This window comes from Solilutibacter pythonis (assembly GCF_003697345.1).
Lineage (GTDB): Bacteria > Pseudomonadota > Gammaproteobacteria > Xanthomonadales > Xanthomonadaceae > Solilutibacter > Solilutibacter pythonis.
In genome coordinates, this window is the sequence record NZ_RFLY01000016.1 from 25998 (window position 1) to 45255 (window position 19258).

The 19258-nt window shown below is 65.0% G+C and carries 9 protein-coding genes, 1 pseudogene and 1 CRISPR repeat array; of the genes and pseudogenes, 6 read left to right on the forward strand and 4 right to left on the reverse strand.

Going from position 1 to position 19258, the window contains the following annotated elements; translation table 11 throughout:
• Window positions 1-3 precede the first annotated feature (3 nt).
• The 3 genes from cas4 to cas2 are packed head-to-tail and all read left to right on the forward strand — an operon-like array spanning window position 4 to window position 1971.
• Window positions 4-627: a CRISPR-associated protein Cas4 gene (cas4, locus tag EBB59_RS10735; RefSeq protein ID WP_122102151.1), complete on the forward strand. Its 624-nt coding sequence runs from the start codon at window positions 4-6 to the stop codon at window positions 625-627.
• A 3-nt stretch (window positions 628-630) separates the two neighbouring features.
• Window positions 631-1665 carry a type I-C CRISPR-associated endonuclease Cas1c gene (gene cas1c, locus EBB59_RS10740; RefSeq protein WP_122102152.1) on the forward strand — a complete coding sequence of 345 codons (1035 nt, stop codon included), beginning with the start codon at window positions 631-633 and terminating at the stop codon, window positions 1663-1665.
• 15 nt (window positions 1666-1680) lie between these two features.
• Window positions 1681-1971: a CRISPR-associated endonuclease Cas2 gene (cas2, locus tag EBB59_RS10745; protein ID WP_122102153.1), complete on the forward strand. Its 291-nt coding sequence runs from the start codon at window positions 1681-1683 to the stop codon at window positions 1969-1971.
• 177 nt (window positions 1972-2148) lie between these two features.
• Window positions 2149-10788: a CRISPR direct-repeat array (repeat unit 31 nt; unit sequence GTCACGCCCTCGCGGGCGTGGGAATTGAAAC).
• A gap of 500 nt (window positions 10789-11288) precedes the next feature.
• Here the strand turns inward: cas2 and EBB59_RS10750 are convergent.
• Genes EBB59_RS10750 through radC form a run of 3 tightly spaced genes read right to left on the reverse strand, consistent with a single transcriptional unit; the run spans window position 11289 to window position 14577 of the window.
• Window positions 11289-12140 (reverse strand): SPOR domain-containing protein, encoded by an 852-nt coding sequence (locus EBB59_RS10750; protein WP_122102154.1) that lies wholly within the window; start codon window positions 12138-12140, stop codon window positions 11289-11291.
• 13 nt (window positions 12141-12153) lie between these two features.
• Window positions 12154-13842, reverse strand: a complete 1689-nt coding sequence (gene argS / locus EBB59_RS10755; RefSeq protein WP_122102155.1) for an arginine--tRNA ligase — start codon at window positions 13840-13842, stop codon at window positions 12154-12156.
• Window positions 13843-13902: 60 nt separating this feature from the next.
• The gene (gene radC / locus EBB59_RS10760) at window positions 13903-14577 is read right to left on the reverse strand and encodes a RadC family protein (RefSeq protein ID WP_122102156.1); all 675 of its coding nucleotides are present in this window, start codon (window positions 14575-14577) and stop codon (window positions 13903-13905) included.
• Window positions 14578-14695: 118 nt separating this feature from the next.
• Here radC and coaBC point away from each other — a divergent pair.
• From coaBC to EBB59_RS10775, 3 genes and pseudogenes are all read left to right on the forward strand, one after another.
• A pseudogene (gene coaBC, locus EBB59_RS10765) lies at window positions 14696-15897 on the forward strand (bifunctional phosphopantothenoylcysteine decarboxylase/phosphopantothenate--cysteine ligase CoaBC).
• 3 nt (window positions 15898-15900) lie between these two features.
• Complete coding sequence (gene dut / locus EBB59_RS10770; RefSeq protein WP_122102157.1) at window positions 15901-16359, forward strand: dUTP diphosphatase; 459 nt, start codon at window positions 15901-15903, stop codon at window positions 16357-16359.
• A gap of 9 nt (window positions 16360-16368) precedes the next feature.
• Complete coding sequence (locus EBB59_RS10775; RefSeq protein ID WP_122102190.1) at window positions 16369-18726, forward strand: phosphomannomutase/phosphoglucomutase; 2358 nt, start codon at window positions 16369-16371, stop codon at window positions 18724-18726.
• 45 nt (window positions 18727-18771) lie between these two features.
• Here the strand turns inward: EBB59_RS10775 and EBB59_RS10780 are convergent, their stop codons facing one another.
• Window positions 18772-19251, reverse strand: coding sequence for a DUF494 family protein (locus EBB59_RS10780; protein ID WP_122102158.1), 480 nt, complete (start codon window positions 19249-19251; stop codon window positions 18772-18774).
• Window positions 19252-19258: the final 7 nt, after the last annotated feature.

Below are 19258 nucleotides of genomic sequence, written 5' to 3' on the forward strand. Positions count from 1 at the left end.
GACGTGGAGGACGAAGACTTCATCCCGATCTCCGCCCTCCAGCATTATTTGTATTGCCCGCGGCAATGCGCCCTGATCCACGTCGAACAGCAATGGGCCGAAAACCGGCTGACGGCGGAAGGACGCGTACTACACCAGCGTACCGATGCCCCGCAGGCCGAAAAGCGGCGAGGTGTCCGGTCGGTCAGCGCGATGCCGCTGGTGAACGCCGCGCTCGGCATCGTCGGCAAGGCGGACATGGTGGAGTTCCATTCCGGCGAAGAGGGGGCAAGCGTATTCCCGGTCGAATACAAGCGTGGGCGGCCCAAGCCACACCGGGCCGATGAGGTGCAGCTATGCGCGCAGGCACTGTGCCTGGAATCCATGCTGGCGCAATCGGTTCGGATGGGCGCGTTGTTCTATGGCCAGACGCGCCGGCGCAAGGATGTCGAATTCGACGAATCCCTGCGCTCGCTGACCCGCGAGACGATTCGCAAGACCCGGATAATGCGGGATGCCGGGAAAACGCCTTCGGCCAGTTATGATCCAAAGCGGTGCGATGCCTGTTCGTTGCTCGATCTTTGTCAACCGAAGTTGTTATCCGGCCACCCGGTCGCGAGCTGGCTGGCTCGTCAATTGGAGCTGTGAGTCGTGCGCCGGCAGCTCAATACCTTGTACGTCACCACCGATGGCGCCTGGCTCCGCAAGGACGGGGCCAATGTCGTGATGGAAGTCGATCGGGACGAGCGGGTCAGGCTGCCCGCGCATATGTTGGAAGGCTTGGTTTGTATCGGCCGGGTCGGTATTTCGCCGCCGCTCATGGGCTATTGCATGGAGCAAGGCATCAGCATCAGTCACCTCACCTCGCAAGGCCGGTTCCAAGCCCGCGTGGAAGGGCCGGTTTCGGGCAACGTGCTGCTACGACGCGCGCAATACCGCGCCAGTGACGACCCGGTGCGGTGTGCCGCCATCGTCCGTCATGTGCTGATCGGGAAAATTCACAACCAGCGCGCCGTGCTTGCGCGCGGCTGGCGCGATCATGGCAGTGGAATCCCCGACGTGCCCGCATTCCAACATGCGCTCAAGCGGCTGAAGCATATTCCCAGGCGATTGCTTCAAGAGCATGATGTCGACGTGCTGCGTGGCCGGGAGGGCGAGGCGGCGAAGTCTTATTTCGGCGTATTCGATCAGTTGATTCGGGTGGATGTCCCCGCGCTTCGATTTTCAGGTAGAAACCGACGTCCTCCCCGTGATGCCTTCAATGCGCTGCTGTCGTTTTTTTATACGCTGATTACACACGATTGCCGCTCGGCGCTGGAAACCGTCGGGCTCGATCCGGCGGTCGGGTTCCTGCATCGTGATCGCCCCGGTCGGCCAAGTCTGGCGCTCGACCTGGCCGAGGAATTGCGTCCGCTGCTTGGCGAGCGGATGGCGTTATCGCTGATCAACCGCAGGCAATTGAATGAGCGCGATTTCCAGGTCTTCGATAATGGTGCGGTGCTGCTCAAGGAACAGGCGCGAAAAACGGCGCTGGTGGCTTACCAGGAACGAAAGCGCGAGCAACTAGGGCACGCCTTCCTGGAGGAGAAAGTCGACATCGGCCTGCTGCCATTTTTGCAGGCCCAATTGCTGGCGCGGCATTTGCGGGGCGATCTGGATGGCTATCCGCCATTTCTCTGGAAATAACCTGGGCGCTCGGTCATGATGGTGTTGGTCAGCTATGACGTCAGTACCACTTCTCCTGGCGGCGACCGACGATTGCGCCAAGTCGCCAAGGCTTGTCGTGATCTTGGACAACGTGTTCAATATTCGGTCTTCGAGATCGAAGTCAATCCAGCGCAATGGGTCGCGCTACGGCAGCGACTGTGTGACCTGATCGACCCCGGGCTGGACAGCCTGCGTTTCTACCAACTGGGTTCCAACTGGGAGCGGAAAGTCGAGCACGTTGGCAGCAAACCCGCCCTCGACCTGAAAGGTCCGCTGGTCTTCTGAGCGCGAACCACAAGTGTCCTGGCTAAACCCGGGACGTTCGCACAACTCTAACCCCTTGTTCTTACGAACCGACAAGGCGTGAGTCCCCAGCTAAGGGGAACGGTCGCATGTCCCCGCCGCACATTCGCGGAAAAGCATTTTTTTCTATTTGTGGATCAGTGGTTTATGATGGTAGCGGTCACGCCCTCGCGGGCGTGGGAATTGAAACACGCTGTACTACCGCATGATCGACGGGCCTGACTGTCACGCCCTCGCGGGCGTGGGAATTGAAACACCTGCGTAATCACTTGACGCCCTTCAATCCCGAGTCACGCCCTCGCGGGCGTGGGAATTGAAACTTGATGGCATTGTCGATCATGGTCAACTCCTGTTGGTCACGCCCTCGCGGGCGTGGGAATTGAAACGCTTGAACAAGGAGATCTTCAATGAATAACCGTGGTCACGCCCTCGCGGGCGTGGGAATTGAAACCGTCGCTCGAAATTGACTCGCTCACGGCTGGTCTCCATCGTCACGCCCTCGCGGGCGTGGGAATTGAAACCGTCGGGTCTCGCAGCCGCAGCCGGATACCGGGGTCACGCCCTCGCGGGCGTGGGAATTGAAACCAGGAGATCGCGCGCGCAGAGGCGACCGGCGACAGTCACGCCCTCGCGGGCGTGGGAATTGAAACCTACCGCGCCACCGCTCTGGATATACCAGCCAGGTCACGCCCTCGCGGGCGTGGGAATTGAAACACCCACTCTGTTTGCCGCACGTTGTCGCCGAGCGGTCACGCCCTCGCGGGCGTGGGAATTGAAACATCTCCTTCAGCTATGACGTCGTCCACAGTCGTGACGTCACGCCCTCGCGGGCGTGGGAATTGAAACATTCCGGGCTTTAAACCGCACTGCCTCCGAGCTAGTCACGCCCTCGCGGGCGTGGGAATTGAAACCATCGTGGTCACTCCTTCCATTGCGCTGCAATGGGTCACGCCCTCGCGGGCGTGGGAATTGAAACGCCCCTCAAGATATGGTTGGCTATTATCTTTGTCGTCACGCCCTCGCGGGCGTGGGAATTGAAACGCCGGCACGTTGGCGGTCTTGACCAGTTCGCCGCCCGTCACGCCCTCGCGGGCGTGGGAATTGAAACGGCTTGAACGCGGTAGCGCCGGCATAGCTGCGCGGGTCACGCCCTCGCGGGCGTGGGAATTGAAACAGCGTGCGGGATGTCGTGGCAACCGATAACGGCGTCACGCCCTCGCGGGCGTGGGAATTGAAACTAGCAGGCAAGACAAAATTTTGTTGACAGGCAAGTCACGCCCTCGCGGGCGTGGGAATTGAAACTACAAGCAGTTGTCGCTCGCGAACCACGTCAACGGGTCACGCCCTCGCGGGCGTGGGAATTGAAACAGTGAGTTGGAGCGGAATAACCTGCCGTTTGCTGGTCACGCCCTCGCGGGCGTGGGAATTGAAACTTCTGGCCGGCGCGCTGATCGCGCTGCTGGCCGCGTCACGCCCTCGCGGGCGTGGGAATTGAAACTTGGTGAAGGCCAGCGGCACGAACGGCGACTCGATGGTCACGCCCTCGCGGGCGTGGGAATTGAAACTGGGGCACCTCCTCGGTCGCGACCTTGCGCAGCGTCACGCCCTCGCGGGCGTGGGAATTGAAACTCTTTCTCGCTCACGTGATCACCTCAAAGATGGCGGTCACGCCCTCGCGGGCGTGGGAATTGAAACACGGTCCCCTCCACGGATTTTTGGCCGGTGATGACGTCACGCCCTCGCGGGCGTGGGAATTGAAACACGCTGGAACAGTACGTCGAGGCGGGCATCATGACGTCACGCCCTCGCGGGCGTGGGAATTGAAACTCGCAGTCGCAGCAGGAAGTCAATCAGGCGCTCAACAGTCACGCCCTCGCGGGCGTGGGAATTGAAACGGGCATTATCCATCAGCAATGGTTGGATCGTTGCGCGTCACGCCCTCGCGGGCGTGGGAATTGAAACGGGCTAATTACGGGAGTTATGGAATGGATATTGGTCGTCACGCCCTCGCGGGCGTGGGAATTGAAACTGGCAGTCGACCAGGCCGTCGTCCTCGCTACTCCGGTCACGCCCTCGCGGGCGTGGGAATTGAAACGCATAGCGTCTTCAATGCGCGCTTGATTGCGCCGGTCACGCCCTCGCGGGCGTGGGAATTGAAACTGCACCCTCGCCCGGTACTCCGATGCTGATATCGTCACGCCCTCGCGGGCGTGGGAATTGAAACCCATGAGGCAGGACGAGGAAAAGCAATCCTTGGGTCACGCCCTCGCGGGCGTGGGAATTGAAACGTTTTGTCGGATATGGCTTATGACGATCAGGGTAAGTCACGCCCTCGCGGGCGTGGGAATTGAAACGACAACCCGGTCGCGCTGGCGCATGTGCCGTACCTGTCACGCCCTCGCGGGCGTGGGAATTGAAACGTCTATGACGACGACGCCAGCTTCTACGACGTGCAGGTCACGCCCTCGCGGGCGTGGGAATTGAAACGCATGTCAGAGTTTCCTCCTTTTATGGGCTAGGCGGGTCACGCCCTCGCGGGCGTGGGAATTGAAACCCGTTACACCCTACCCGTTAGCGGTAGTCTTGGTCGTCACGCCCTCGCGGGCGTGGGAATTGAAACCCTGATGGTGCGCGGCATGACCGGGCTGTTGCAGGGTCACGCCCTCGCGGGCGTGGGAATTGAAACCGCTCAAAGCGATGACATAGGTCATTGCGCTGGGGTCACGCCCTCGCGGGCGTGGGAATTGAAACGTCTTGCAGTTCGTCGAGTGTCATGGCAGTGTGATGGTCACGCCCTCGCGGGCGTGGGAATTGAAACTGCATCTATCCCTAGTACGTTTGCTAGGTCGATGATGTCACGCCCTCGCGGGCGTGGGAATTGAAACGCGCGTTACTGTGACGCGCGTGCGGCCGTTACGCCGGTCACGCCCTCGCGGGCGTGGGAATTGAAACTCTTCCAGCAACGCCGTCTCGGTCTCGCCTAGGGTGTCACGCCCTCGCGGGCGTGGGAATTGAAACCAGCTGCGACGCCAGCAAGCGCAGGTGGAGGCGGGGTCACGCCCTCGCGGGCGTGGGAATTGAAACAAGTACATTAAGATGAAATGGCACGAGCAAATGAGTCACGCCCTCGCGGGCGTGGGAATTGAAACCGCTACCGCACCCGCGTGCCGCTCGCGCTCGAGTTGTCACGCCCTCGCGGGCGTGGGAATTGAAACTCCAAGTCGTGGATGGTGTGGTCGGCGGGCAGCGTCACGCCCTCGCGGGCGTGGGAATTGAAACTTCATGCCTTGATCCTGACCAACGAGGCTGTCCAAGGTCACGCCCTCGCGGGCGTGGGAATTGAAACTTCTGCGACATGATCCACACCACCGATCAATTCCAGTCACGCCCTCGCGGGCGTGGGAATTGAAACGGGTCAAACTCGACCACGGACAGGCCGTTGCCGATGGTCACGCCCTCGCGGGCGTGGGAATTGAAACTTGACGTAAACACGTAATGAGGCAATTACGCTCGTCACGCCCTCGCGGGCGTGGGAATTGAAACGACTATGGCTATGCCCTGACGGTCCACAAGTCGCAAGTCACGCCCTCGCGGGCGTGGGAATTGAAACTTGTTTCCTCGTTGTGACCGGGATCGCCCCGGGGTAGTCACGCCCTCGCGGGCGTGGGAATTGAAACGGGTTCGGCAGCGCGCCCTTGAGCATCTTGCGAAGTCACGCCCTCGCGGGCGTGGGAATTGAAACGCCCTGAAGGACATCAAGGAGCTGATCGCGGAGGTGGGTCACGCCCTCGCGGGCGTGGGAATTGAAACGTGTTCATGATCGGGACCTCAGTGGAAGGGCGAGTGTCACGCCCTCGCGGGCGTGGGAATTGAAACGCTGCCGGCGACATCGTGCTGGCGTCCGGCTTTGGTCACGCCCTCGCGGGCGTGGGAATTGAAACAGCTCGTGCAGCTTGGCGGCGCAGGTCGACAGCTTGTCACGCCCTCGCGGGCGTGGGAATTGAAACACTTCTTCGGCGACGCAATGCGCTAAAGCCTTCGTCACGCCCTCGCGGGCGTGGGAATTGAAACCGTTAGCGATTTTTCCGCCGCGCTCAGATTGCTTGTCACGCCCTCGCGGGCGTGGGAATTGAAACTTGACGTAGCACATGCCGGCGAACCACTCGGGCGGTCACGCCCTCGCGGGCGTGGGAATTGAAACCTGCGTGGCTCATCAAGTAAGGTCGTGTCCGGCAGTCACGCCCTCGCGGGCGTGGGAATTGAAACTGGCGCAGCAGGTCGCGCATGACGCCGACCTTGATCGTCACGCCCTCGCGGGCGTGGGAATTGAAACAGTTGAGCTGGTCATTTCGTCGCCAGTGAATTGCACGTCACGCCCTCGCGGGCGTGGGAATTGAAACCCACTACGGATGCGCTTGTAAGTTACGGGGATCATGGTCACGCCCTCGCGGGCGTGGGAATTGAAACGGCTTGAACGCGGTAGCGCCGGCATAGCTGCGCGGGTCACGCCCTCGCGGGCGTGGGAATTGAAACCTGCCGGGCCTCATACTCCGCGGCAAGCTCTGGGTGTCACGCCCTCGCGGGCGTGGGAATTGAAACTCGATCCTGTCAGGGATGGGCGCGGCGTGGATGATGTCACGCCCTCGCGGGCGTGGGAATTGAAACACGATCACGGGCGCCAACACGGATTCGCCACTGAACGTCACGCCCTCGCGGGCGTGGGAATTGAAACATGATTGGTTAGGGCCAGCAGCAGGCCCGTATGCAGTCACGCCCTCGCGGGCGTGGGAATTGAAACGGTATAGCTCCACACACCGTCGCGCCGGATAAGCGGTCACGCCCTCGCGGGCGTGGGAATTGAAACTTGCTATTATTAAGTCGTACCCAGCAACAACCACAGTCACGCCCTCGCGGGCGTGGGAATTGAAACGACAGTAAGCTACAGATAGCCTAGCATCCTCCCTAGTCACGCCCTCGCGGGCGTGGGAATTGAAACATGATTTCAGGGCATGTGTCCCTGTTTAACAGCCGTCACGCCCTCGCGGGCGTGGGAATTGAAACGACTGTGCTCATCCTGAGCCGTGTCTCTTTGACGGTCACGCCCTCGCGGGCGTGGGAATTGAAACCAGCCGGGCAGCAAGGAGCCACACGGAGCGGCAGCGTCACGCCCTCGCGGGCGTGGGAATTGAAACAGCGCCCCGATTACTACGATCAGCGCACAGACCAAGTCACGCCCTCGCGGGCGTGGGAATTGAAACCTGCGCTGTCCAAGTATCACAGGTTGTTGCCGCGTCACGCCCTCGCGGGCGTGGGAATTGAAACAGTGTCTGCGGTCAGTGTTGCGCCTGCGGCTTGAGTCACGCCCTCGCGGGCGTGGGAATTGAAACGACCGTGCGAACCACGGCCTGGCCGGCTCGGAAACGTCACGCCCTCGCGGGCGTGGGAATTGAAACGCGCCAGTTGTGCGGACGCTTGGCGCGCTGCTGCGCGTCACGCCCTCGCGGGCGTGGGAATTGAAACGCCAGTCGCCTTGCCGACTTCATCGCGCATCTGGAGTCACGCCCTCGCGGGCGTGGGAATTGAAACGTGCTGTTCCACCGCGACCGCGATCAACTCGCCGCGTCACGCCCTCGCGGGCGTGGGAATTGAAACGTCTTGGGTGGTCTGCTTCGCCAGCTTGAAGTTGGTCACGCCCTCGCGGGCGTGGGAATTGAAACCCTTACAGGCAGTTGACAGCGGAGACGATCATCGTCACGCCCTCGCGGGCGTGGGAATTGAAACAAGTCCCGGCCCAGGTGGACGAAGGGGACGTTGGCGTCACGCCCTCGCGGGCGTGGGAATTGAAACCCTGCAAGCTGGTGAAACCGATACATCAATCGGCGTCACGCCCTCGCGGGCGTGGGAATTGAAACATCGTGGCTCCGAAGAAAAGGGCCACCGCCGACGTCACGCCCTCGCGGGCGTGGGAATTGAAACATGCCCAAGAACGCCGCTCACGGCATGATCGAGCGTCACGCCCTCGCGGGCGTGGGAATTGAAACATGGACGATCTCGAGGTCTTTGATCCGTTGATCGAGTCACGCCCTCGCGGGCGTGGGAATTGAAACCTGCTGTTTGGCTCCGCTCGGCAGTACCTCAGCGAGGTCACGCCCTCGCGGGCGTGGGAATTGAAACGATATCGGCGTCGGAGTACCGTGCGAGGGTGCAGTCACGCCCTCGCGGGCGTGGGAATTGAAACGTTGAATGCTGTTTCTCGGCGCTCAAGATCAGCGCGTCACGCCCTCGCGGGCGTGGGAATTGAAACCGTGGCACTTGCCAGCAGATCAGCAGCCGTCTCTGGTCACGCCCTCGCGGGCGTGGGAATTGAAACCCAGACCCCGCGTGCGATGCCAGGAGGCAGTGCCGTCACGCCCTCGCGGGCGTGGGAATTGAAACACGAAAAGGGCAAAGAGCAAGGCGACACGGATAGCGTCACGCCCTCGCGGGCGTGGGAATTGAAACCCTGTTCTTTGGATTTCTCGGAGCCTGTTGCGGCGTCACGCCCTCGCGGGCGTGGGAATTGAAACGTTCGAGTCCGGCGCTGCCCTCACTCCTGCTATGGTCACGCTCTCGCGGGCGTGGGAATTGAAACGTCAAGAACATGCAGCCCACGCTGGAGGTGAAGGGGGTCACGCCCTCGCGGGCGTGGGAATTGAAACCTTTGTGCCGGTATGCCAACCCGCACCGTCCGCCCGTCACGCCCTCGCGGGCGTGGGAATTGAAACGACCTACGCGTGCTGAGCGATGCCAGCGCACTGGTCACGCCCTCGCGGGCGTGGGAATTGAAACACAGCGCGTCCTACACCAGATGGCACTTATTTACGAGTCACGCCCTCGCGGGCGTGGGAATTGAAACCCGGAAGGCCTCCGGGAATCCCCGGAGGCCCCCGGTCACGCCCTCGCGGGCGTGGGAATTGAAACCGGGTCAACGTTCATCTTTGATTCGTCCATTAGCTGTCACGCCCTCGCGGGCGTGGGAATTGAAACAACCAGATCAGCACCAGCAAAATTACAACGGCCCAGTCACGCCCTCGCGGGCGTGGGAATTGAAACGCGTCATGATGTTAGAGGCAACGTTGCGCCAGCTGTCACGCCCTCGCGGGCGTGGGAATTGAAACTGTGACAGTCAAGCCCCGCCGAAAGGCGGGGTCTCGTCACGCCCTCGCGGGCGTGGGAATTAAAACTTCATGACCGCATAAGCCAAGAGCGGGCCAACCATCGTCACGCCCTCGCGGGCGTGGGAATTGAAACATGCAGGGATGGCCGGGCACGGCCATCTGGTGGAGTCACGCCCTCGCGGGCGTGGGAATTGAAACTATAAGCGCGTCCATCAAGCTGTGCGTTATAGAGTGTCACGCCCTCGCGGGCGTGGGAATTGAAACCAGGCGCCCACGTGAAGCGGCGAGGCGCGATGCGGGTCACGCCCTCGCGGGCATGGGAATTGAAACGCGCTGATCCAGACGAGGACGGCAATTGCCGAGGTCACGCCCTCGCGGGCGTGGGAATTGAAACCGCAGCGGCGTGGCAGTACTACATCCGCACCTGGTCACGCCCTCGCGGGCGTGGGAATTGAAACTGTGACAGTCAAGCCCCGCCGAAAGGCGGGGTCGTCACGCCCTCGCGGGCGTGGGAATTGAAACGCCAGTGATGATAGTGATGGGGTGCATGGCAGGGGGTCACGCCCTCGCGGGCGTGGGAATTGAAACGCTTCCACGGTACGCCGCCGATTGATGTGGAGAGTCACGCCCTCGCGGGCGTGGGAATTGAAACATCTACCGGATTGCAGATGCCGTTGTGTGGCTGATGTCACGCCCTCGCGGGCGTGGGAATTGAAACATCTACCGGATTGCAGATGCCGTTGTGTGGCTGATGTCACGCCCTCGCGGGCGTGGGAATTGAAACAGCCAGGCCAAGGGCGGGCAGCCACGCTCCCGCGTCACGCCCTCGCGGGCGTGGGAATTGAAACATCGAGCCCCCACGCGCACGTATTCCTGGACAGCCTGTCACGCCCTCGCGGGCGTGGGAATTGAAACGCGCAGCAGGCGCTCGGCGTCGCGCATCTGCGCGTGTCACGTCACGCCCTCGCGGGCGTGGGAATTGAAACGAATGATAAAAAGCACGCACGAGCGGTCTCCACAGGTCACGCCCTCGCGGGCGTGGGAATTGAAACGCCGATGTGCTGGCATGGCGACTGGCGGTGGAATGTCACGCCCTCGCGGGCGTGGGAATTGAAACTGGTACATGATGTCCCCTAATCAGATTGCGAGCGTGTCACGCCCTCGCGGGCGTGGGAATTGAAACCCTGTACCTGTGGGCATCAGCACAAGCGGGTGGGGTCACGCCCTCGCGGGCGTGGGAATTGAAACTCTGTGCCACTGCACCGCGTCCAGCTATCATCAGCGGTCACGCCCTCGCGGGCGTGGGAATTGAAACAGGATGCGCCGCATGGTCTTGCCGCCGAACGCCTTGGTCACGCCCTCGCGGGCGTGGGAATTGAAACGGGAAGATTCGCCCGATTGACGACGAGGCCCGCGTCACGCCCTCGCGGGCGTGGGAATTGAAACTTGATCCAGCGTCTTGGCCGCTACGTGTGCCAGCAGTCACGCCCTCGCGGGCGTGGGAATTGAAACTGGCGAGCTATTAAGGGGGTGGGGGATATCACTAGTCACGCCCTCGCGGGCGTGGGAATTGAAACTCCTCCGGCTCCGCAATTTTAAGATATTTCCACGTCACGCCCTTGCGGGCGTGAAAATTGAAACGCCGACTGGCGCTTGCCGGAGGTTGAGGAACTGATCATGCCCTTGGGGCGGGGAACGGGACGTGCTCCGTGATTCCCGGCCTTGCCCTTGGGGCGCGCCCTTGCGGGGGTGGAAATTGAAACCTCGAAAGGTCGCTGGCTTCGCTGCTGCACCTGGGACGCGCCCTCGCGGGCTTGGGATTGAAGCCACGGGCGAGCACCGGGAAGATTACGGATGCAATGGTCACGCCCTCGCGGGCGCGGGAATTGAAACAATCGTGGGCATCGTGAAGAAGCTCGCTTTATCGAAAGTGTCGCGCCCGCATGGGCGCGGGAATTGAAACTCGCCACGCCGGGCGTGCGATGTACTTGTCAGTGGGCGCGTACCCGCCCGCAAGGGCGTGACTCGATGGCATCCAGCATCGGCCAGGGATTCACGGTTGTCGGGGAAGCGATCGGGTCAATCTCGTGAAAGAGGCCGGCGCGGTAGCGGTTGGGCCGCGCTACCGCCTGGCGGGGCGGTTTATTTGGATTTGATCGCCACCGCCGACAGGCCGCCGTTGGCGAGTTTCTGTTTGGCGTCGGCCAGCTCGGTGGCGCTGGCGTAGGGGCCCATGCGCACGCGGAAGACGGTCTTGCCGCCGATGTCGGCCGATTCCACCCGTGCGTTGAGGCCGAGCAGGGCGATTCTGGCCTTGGTCGCTTCCGCATCGCCATTGGCCTGGAAGGCGCCGGCTTGCAGGATGTACGGGGTGGCGTTGGCCGGCCTGGCGGCGGTTTCGGCGCGCGCGGCCTGGGAGGCGGGCGGCGCGGGTGGCGGTGCGACCGGCGGGTTGTTGCCAGCCGGGGCCGGCTGCGCGCCGCTCTCGTTGATCGGCCGCGGCAGCGCCTGGCCACTCGCGGCGGCGACCGCGCGCGCATGGGCATCGACGGCCTGGTTGGCGGCATCCTGGTTGGCCGCTTTCGCCGCGGCATCGGCGGCGGCCTGGCGGCGGGCCTCTTCCTTCTGTATGGCGGCGAGCTGGGCATCGGTCATCGCCACTTCCTCGCCGGGCAGTACTTCGTAGAAATCAAAGCCGGTGGGCTTTTCGGTCGTGGTCTTGGCCGGTGGCGGCGGCGTCCGCGCGGCGGTAGCCGGGTCGAAGGCGCCATCGGGTTCGTGGTTGCCTTTGGGCTGTGCGTCCGGGTTGGGTTGCGGCCCGCCGATGCGGAAGAAGCCGCCTTCGCCCTTCTGGCCGTCACCGATGAACTTTGGCGCCGCCAATACCGCCACCAGCGCGATCAGCACGCCGATCACCAGCCAGGCCCAACCCGGCAGCCCGCTGTTTCCGCCGCCGCTGCGGCGGGCCTGGGATTTTCCGCGTCGTGCGGCCATTCGTTCCTGCTCCTTACATTTTTTCCGGTGCCGAGACACCGAGCAAATCCATCCCGTTCTTCAGCACCTGCGCGGTGGCGGTGCAGAGGGCGAGCCGGGCGTCGCGCTCGTCGCGGTCTTCCACCAGCACCGGCTGCGCGTGATAGGCGGTATGGAAGGCGGTGGCGAGCTCGCGCAGATACTGCGCGATCGCGTGTGGCTCCAGCGTGACTGCGGCGGTTTCGACCACCTCGGGGTAGCGCGAAAGCTCGATCATCAATGCCTGGCTGGTGCCGTCGCCGAGTCCGTCGAGGTGGGCGAGGCCGTTGTCGATGTCGATGTCGTGGCCCTTTTCCGCCGCCTGCCGCAACAGGCTGTGAACGCGGGCGTGGGCGTACTGCACGTAGTAGACGGGGTTGTCGTTCGACTGCGAGCGGGCCAGGTCGATGTCGAAGGTGAGCTGGGAATCGGGCTTGCGCGCGATGAGGAACCAACGCGTCGCGTCCTTGCCGGCCTCTTCGATCAGGTCGCGCAGCGTGACGTAGCTACCGGCGCGTTTGCTGAGCTTCACTTCCTCGCCGCCGCGCATCACGGTGACCATCTGGTGCAGTACGTAATCCGGGTAGCCTTGGGGAATGCCGGCGTCGAGCGCCTGGAGGCCCGCGCGCACCCGCGCCAGCGAGCCGTGGTGGTCGGCGCCCAGTTCGGTGATGGCGCGCCGCCAGCCGCGCTGCCATTTGTTGCGGTGATAGGCCACGTCTGGCACGAAATAGGTGTAGCTGCCATCGGACTTGCGCATCACCCGGTCTTTGTCGTCGCCGAAATCGGTGGTGCGCAACCATAGCGCGCCGCCTTCCTCGTAGGCATGGCCGTGCTTGAGCAGCTCGGCCACGGTCTCTTCCACCTTGCCGTCGGCATACAGCGAGGATTCGAGGAAATAGTTGTCGAAGGCGACGGCGTAGGCAGCGAGGTCGGCATTCTGTTCGCGGCGCAGCCAGGCCACGGAGAACTGGCGGATGGCGTCGAGGTCGTCCTTGTCGCCTGAGGAGGTGATGGTCTGGCCTTCGACCTCGACGAGGTCGCCGCGCATGTACGCGTCGGCGACGTCGGCGATGTAGTCGCCGTTGTAGGCGTCGGCCGGCCAGCCGGCGTCGCCGGGCTTCAGGCCGTCGGCGCGCGCCTTGACCGATTTCGTCAGGTTCTCGATCTGCATGCCGGCGTCGTTGTAGTAGAACTCGCGGATCACGCGCCAGCCGTTGGCCGCCAGCACGCGGGCGATGGAGTCGCCGATCGCGGCGGCGCGGCCGTGACCGACGTGCAGCGGGCCGGTGGGGTTGGCGGAGACGTATTCCACGCCGACGGTCTGGCCGGCGCCGCTGTCGTTGCGGCCGAAGGCGTCGCCCCCGGCATGCACCGCGCGCACCACGCTCTGCCACGCGGCGGTGGCGAGGTGGAAGTTGATGAAGCCCGGCCCGGCGATCTCGGTGCGGGCGATGGCGGCGTCGCGCGGCAGGGCATCCACCAGCGCCTGGGCCAGCGCGCGCGGGTTGCCGCGCGCGGCCTTCGCCAGCAGCATCGCGGCGTTGGTGGAGAAATCGCCGTGGCTGGCTTCGCGCGGGCGCTCGATGACGAAATCGGGTGTGGGGGTATCGGCGGGTAGGGTGCCGGTGGCGCGAAGGGCGGCGATGCCCTGTTCGACCAGGGACTTGAGCTGGGCTTTCACTGGGATGCGGCGTGGGGTGTTGCGGCCGCATAGTCTACGGCAGTGTGGCGCATCCGGCTTTCAAACCCAGCCGCGGGCGGCCATCGATACCGGTGGGCCGTCGGCGACGACGAAGTGGTCGAGCAGGCGTACGTCCACCAGCCGCAGCGCGTGTTTCAGTTGCCGGGTCACGGCGAAGTCCGCCTGGCTGGGGTTGGGGTCGCCGCTGGGGTGGTTGTGGCCGACGATCACCGCCGCCGCGTTGTGCGCCAGCGCGCGCCGCACCACCTCGCGCGGGTGCACCTCGGCGCCGTCGATGGTGCCGGTGAATAGTTCCTCGAAGGCCAGCGCGCGATGGCGGTTGTCGAGAAACAGCGCGGCGAAGATTTCGTGGGTGCGGCTGCGCAGGCGCTGGCCGAAGTAGCGGCCGGCGGCCTCGGGCTCGGTCAGCGCGTCGCCGCGTTCCAGCCCGGCGGCCATGAAGCGCCCGCACAGTTCCAGTGCGGCCGACAGCAGGCAGGCGCGCGCCGGGCCGACGCCGCGCAGCGCCGCCAGTTCGCCGGGCGGGCGCTCCAGCAGGCGGCGCAGCGACCCGGTTTCGGTCAGCAGGCCGCGCGCGGTGCTGACCGCGTCCTGGCCGCGCAGGCCGGAGCCGAGGAACAGGGCCAGCAATTCGGCGTCCGACAGGCTGGCCGCGCCCTTCCGGAGCAGTTTTTCCCTGGGGCGTTCGTTTTCGGGCCAGTGGCGGATAGGCATGAGGCGGCAATGCGTGGGCGTGCGGTCAGCTTGCGCCGGGTGGGTGTCGTTCGGCATCGGGCGAATACCGGGTTCGGGTAAGCTGGGCGTTTGTTGGCATGTAGGAAATTCCCGGCCCGTGACCGTCGCGACCCCCCTCGGAGGAAAACGCGTCCTGCTGTGCGTGACCGGCGGGGTGGCCGCCTACAAGGCGGCGGAGTTGGCGCGCCTGCTCGGCAAGGCCGGGGTGGCGGTGCGGGTGGCGATGACCGAGGGCGCGAGGCATTTCGTCGGCGCGACCACCTTCCAGGCGTTGACCGGCAACCCGGTGCGCGAAAGCCTGTGGGATGCCGCCGCCGAGGCCGCGATGGGGCATATCGAACTGGCGCGCTGGCCGGATGCCATCGTCATCGCGCCCGCTACCGCCCACACCCTGGCGAAGCTGGCGCATGGCCTGGCCGACGATCTGGTATCCACGCTCTGCCTCGCCACCGCCGCGCCGATGCTCGTCGCGCCGGCGATGAATCACCGCATGTGGTTGCATCCGGCGACGCAGTCGAACGTGGAGACGCTAAAGGCACGCGGTGTCTGGCTGGTTGGCCCGGGCGTCGGCGCGCAGGCCTGTGGCGAGACCGGGCCGGGGCGGATGAGCGAGCCGGAGGAGATCGTCGCCGCGCTGGCGGAGCGGCTGACATGAGCCTGGCCGGTCGGCGGGTCGTGGTCAGTGCCGGGCCGACCTGCGAGGACATCGACCCGGCGCGTTTCCTCGGCAATCGCTCCAGCGGCAAGATGGGGTTCGCGATTGCCGCCGAAGCCGCGCGCCGTGGCGCCGGGGTCGTGCTGGTGGCAGGGCCGGTGCAACTGGCCACGCCGGGGGATGTCGAGCGCATCGACGTGCGCAGTGCCGCCGACATGCACGCCGCGGTGATGGCGGCGCTGCCGGCGGATGTCTACATCGGCGCCGCGGCGGTGGCCGATTTCACTCCCAGGGCGTTTTCCGCCTCGAAGCTCAAGAAGACGCCCGGATGCGACACCCTGACCCTGACGCTGGTGCGCACCCGGGACATCCTGGCCGAGGTTGCCGCGCATCCCTTGCGCCCCCGGCTGGTGGTGGGGTTCGCCGCCGAGACCGACGACCTGGCGCGTTACGCGCGCGGCAAGTTGGAGGCCAAACGCGTGGACATGATCTGCGCCAACCGGGTCGGCGTCGCCGGTAGTGGTTTCGAAGCCGACGACAATACCCTTTCCCTCTATTGGCGCGATGGCGAAGCGCGTCTTGGCCCGGCGCCGAAGACCGCGCTCGCCGCCACCCTCATCGATCTCATCACCTCACGACTCTGATCCATGCAACATATCCTGCAAATGAAAGTGCTCGACCCCCGCATCGGGGGGGAGTGGCCGCTGCCCGCCCATGCCACCGAGGGCAGCGCCGGCCTGGACTTGCGCGCGGCCATCGATGCGCCGCTGACCCTGGCGCCGGGCGAGACCGCGCTGGTGCCCTCGGGTATCGCCATCCACATTGCCGACCCCGGCCTGTGCGCGATGGTGTTGCCGCGCTCGGGTCTCGGCCACCGGCACGGCATCGTGCTCGGCAACGGCACCGGGCTGATCGATGCCGATTACCAGGGGCCGCTGATGGTGTCGGTCTGGAACCGTGGCGGCGCGGCGCATACGTTGGAGCCGGGAGACCGCATCGCCCAACTGGTGCTGATGCCGGTGGTGCGGGCGGTGTTCGAGAGGGTGGAGGCATTCGAGGCCAGCGCGCGCGGCGCTGGTGGGTTTGGTCACACGGGTTTGCGCTGAGGGGAAATGATGGCGATCAAGATCAACCGGCAATCGTTGCCGAAACTGCAAATGGGTTCGCCGGAGGAAGCGCGGCGGGCATTGACACTGATGGCGGTGCTGTGCGGTCTGCTGGCGCTGTGGTTCATGTGGTCGGGGCTGCGGCTGTGGTGGGCGCAGGCGGCGGACGAAGCCCTGATGTTCGAGCGCGACCGCGTGGCGGGCGAGATCGGGCACCAGTTCGGCGCTTTGAGCGCCCAGGTGGTGGAGGCCGTGGCGAAGCCCGAGGTGGCCGAGGCGTTGAAGGCCGGCGACCGCGAGGCCGCGGCGGCGCTGACGGCGGCGTTGCCCAAGGCCGCCGCGGTGGAGGTGTATCCCGCCGACCTGGGGGCTTTCTACGACAAGTTGCCGGAGACCGGCTACGGCAAGCTGGCGGTGGTCGAGGAAGTGCAGATGGCCGGTAAGCCGGTGATGCGCGTCGGCCGGAGCGGCGCCGGCGGCATGTTGCTGGCCGGCGTCCCGCTGCCCGAGGGCGCCGCCGCGCTGGCGGCATTCCCGCTGACCGAGGCCAATCGCCTGATCGCCACGGTGAAAACGGGCAATGGCTACATCGCCCTGCGCCAAGGCATGGTGAACGTGATCCAAGACGGGGATCCCGCGCTGGCCGGGACTTCCGAGGCCAACGCGGCGCCGGTGCGCGGCGGCGGTTTCCGCATCGCCATTGGCCTGCCGACCGCCGAGGCCGGGCCTTATGGGCTGGGTGCGCTCGCTTGTGGGGCGATCGGTCTGCTGCTGGCCATCGTCGCGGGGTTGTTGCTGGCTTGGCCGCGCCTGAATCGCCGGCGCCCGGCGGCCGTGGTGGACGAAGCGGAAGCGCCGACGCTCGGCGAGACGCTGGCCGCCGCTCCGCTCACGCAGGCGGAGGGCCGGGGACGCGTGTCGCTGGCCGACCGAATGGGTATGGAGGAAATCGAAATGTCGCAGGACTCGAACGTGGCCGCCGGCCTCGCGCCGGAGCGGCTCGACCGTGACATCTTCCGCGCCTACGACATCCGTGGCGTGGTCGGACAGGGGCTGGATGCCGAGGTGGCGCGGGCGATCGGCCAGGCCGTCGGCTCGTTGATGCGGGAGCAGGGGCTGAGCGACATCGTGGTCGGTCGCGATGGCCGGCTGTCCGGGCCGGCGCTTTCCGCCGCCCTGATCGAGGGCCTGCGCAGCACCGGCCGCAAGGTCATCGACATCGGCCTGGCGCCGACTCCGCTGGTCTACTTCGCCGCCTATCACCTGCGCGCCGGCTCCTGCGTGGCGGTGACTGGCAGCCATAATCCGCCGGACTACAACGGCTTCAAGATCGTGGTCGGCGGCGAGACGCTGTCCGGCGAGGCGATCGTCGCGCTGTACCAGCGCATCGTCGAGGGGCGGCTGTACCGCGCAGCCGGGCCGGGCGCGCTGGAGACCCGCGATGCCGCCGGCGACTATTTGCAGCGGGTGGCCGCCGATATCCAACTGGGGCGGCCGCTGCGGGTGGTGGTGGATGCCGGCAACGGCGCCGCCGGCGATCTCGGGCCGAAGGTGCTGGAGGCGATCGGCGCCGAGGTCGAGCCGCTGTATTGCGAGATCGACGGCCATTTCCCCAATCATCATCCCGATCCCAGCGATCCGCACAATCTGGCGGATCTGACCCAGGCCGTGCAGCGCAGCGGCGCCGATATCGGTCTGGCTTTCGATGGAGATGGCGATCGCCTCGGCGTGGTCACGCCGGCCGGCCGCAACGTCTTCCCTGACCGTCTGTTGATGCTGTTCGCCGCCGACGTGCTGGAGCGACAGCCGGGCGCGGTGATCGTGTACGACGTCAAATGCACCGGCGCGTTGATGCCGTGGGTGCTGCGCCACGGCGGCAGTCCGCTGATGTGGAAGACCGGCCACTCCTTCATCAAGGCCAAGATGCGCGAGACCGATGCCGAGCTGGCCGGCGAGATGAGCGGCCACTTCTTCTTCAAGGAGCGCTGGTACGGTTTCGACGACGGGATCTATTCGGCCGCGCGTCTGCTGGAGATACTGGCCGCGCGCACGGACGACGCCGATACGGTGTTCGCCGGGATACCCGAGGGCATCAGCACGCCGGAGCTGAAGATTCCGGTCGAAGACCCGCACGCCTTCATCGAGCGGTTCGTGGCGATGGGCGATTTCGCCGAGGCCCGCAGCAATACCATCGATGGCCTCCGCGCCGATTGGAAGAACGGTTGGGGCTTGGTGCGCGCCTCCAATACCACGCCGATCCTGGTGTTGCGCTTCGAAGCGGTGGATGAGCCGGCGTTGCGGGAGATACAGGAGGCTTTCCGCGAGCGCCTGTTGGCGCTGGAGCCGGCGTTGGACATCCCGTTCTGAGCCGGCCTCGCCGACGATGCGCCGGGCGTTTGCCCGGCGCCGGCGTCAGTGCAGCGGCTCGGGATCGTCGCCGAACATCTGGGTTTCCATCCAGGCGTAGGCGGCTTCGGCGCCGGGCTGGTTGAACAGCACCATCAGCACCACCCACTTGAGGTCGTCGAGGTCGATGTCGTCCTGATCCAGCGCCATCGCGCGGTCGAGCACCAACTCGCGCTGGTCGGGGTCGAGGATGCCGTGCTGTTCGAGGAACAGCAGAAAGCCGCGCGCCTCGACGTCCAGCTTGTCCAGCTCCGGGCCGTGGAAGACGCGCAGTGGGGCATGGGCGCGGGTGGTGCGGGCAACCGGGCGGCGGGCGTCCAGGGCTTCCAGCCAGTCGAATGCGCGGTTGGCCTCGGCGGGGCTGAAGCCGGCCTGTAGCAGTTCCCTTTGGAGGGAGTCGCGGTCGCGGACGTGCTGGTCGACGTCCTCGTTGGTGAAGTAATGCTCGAACAGGTACAGCAGCACGTCCAGGATGCTTTCTTTCATTGCCCTC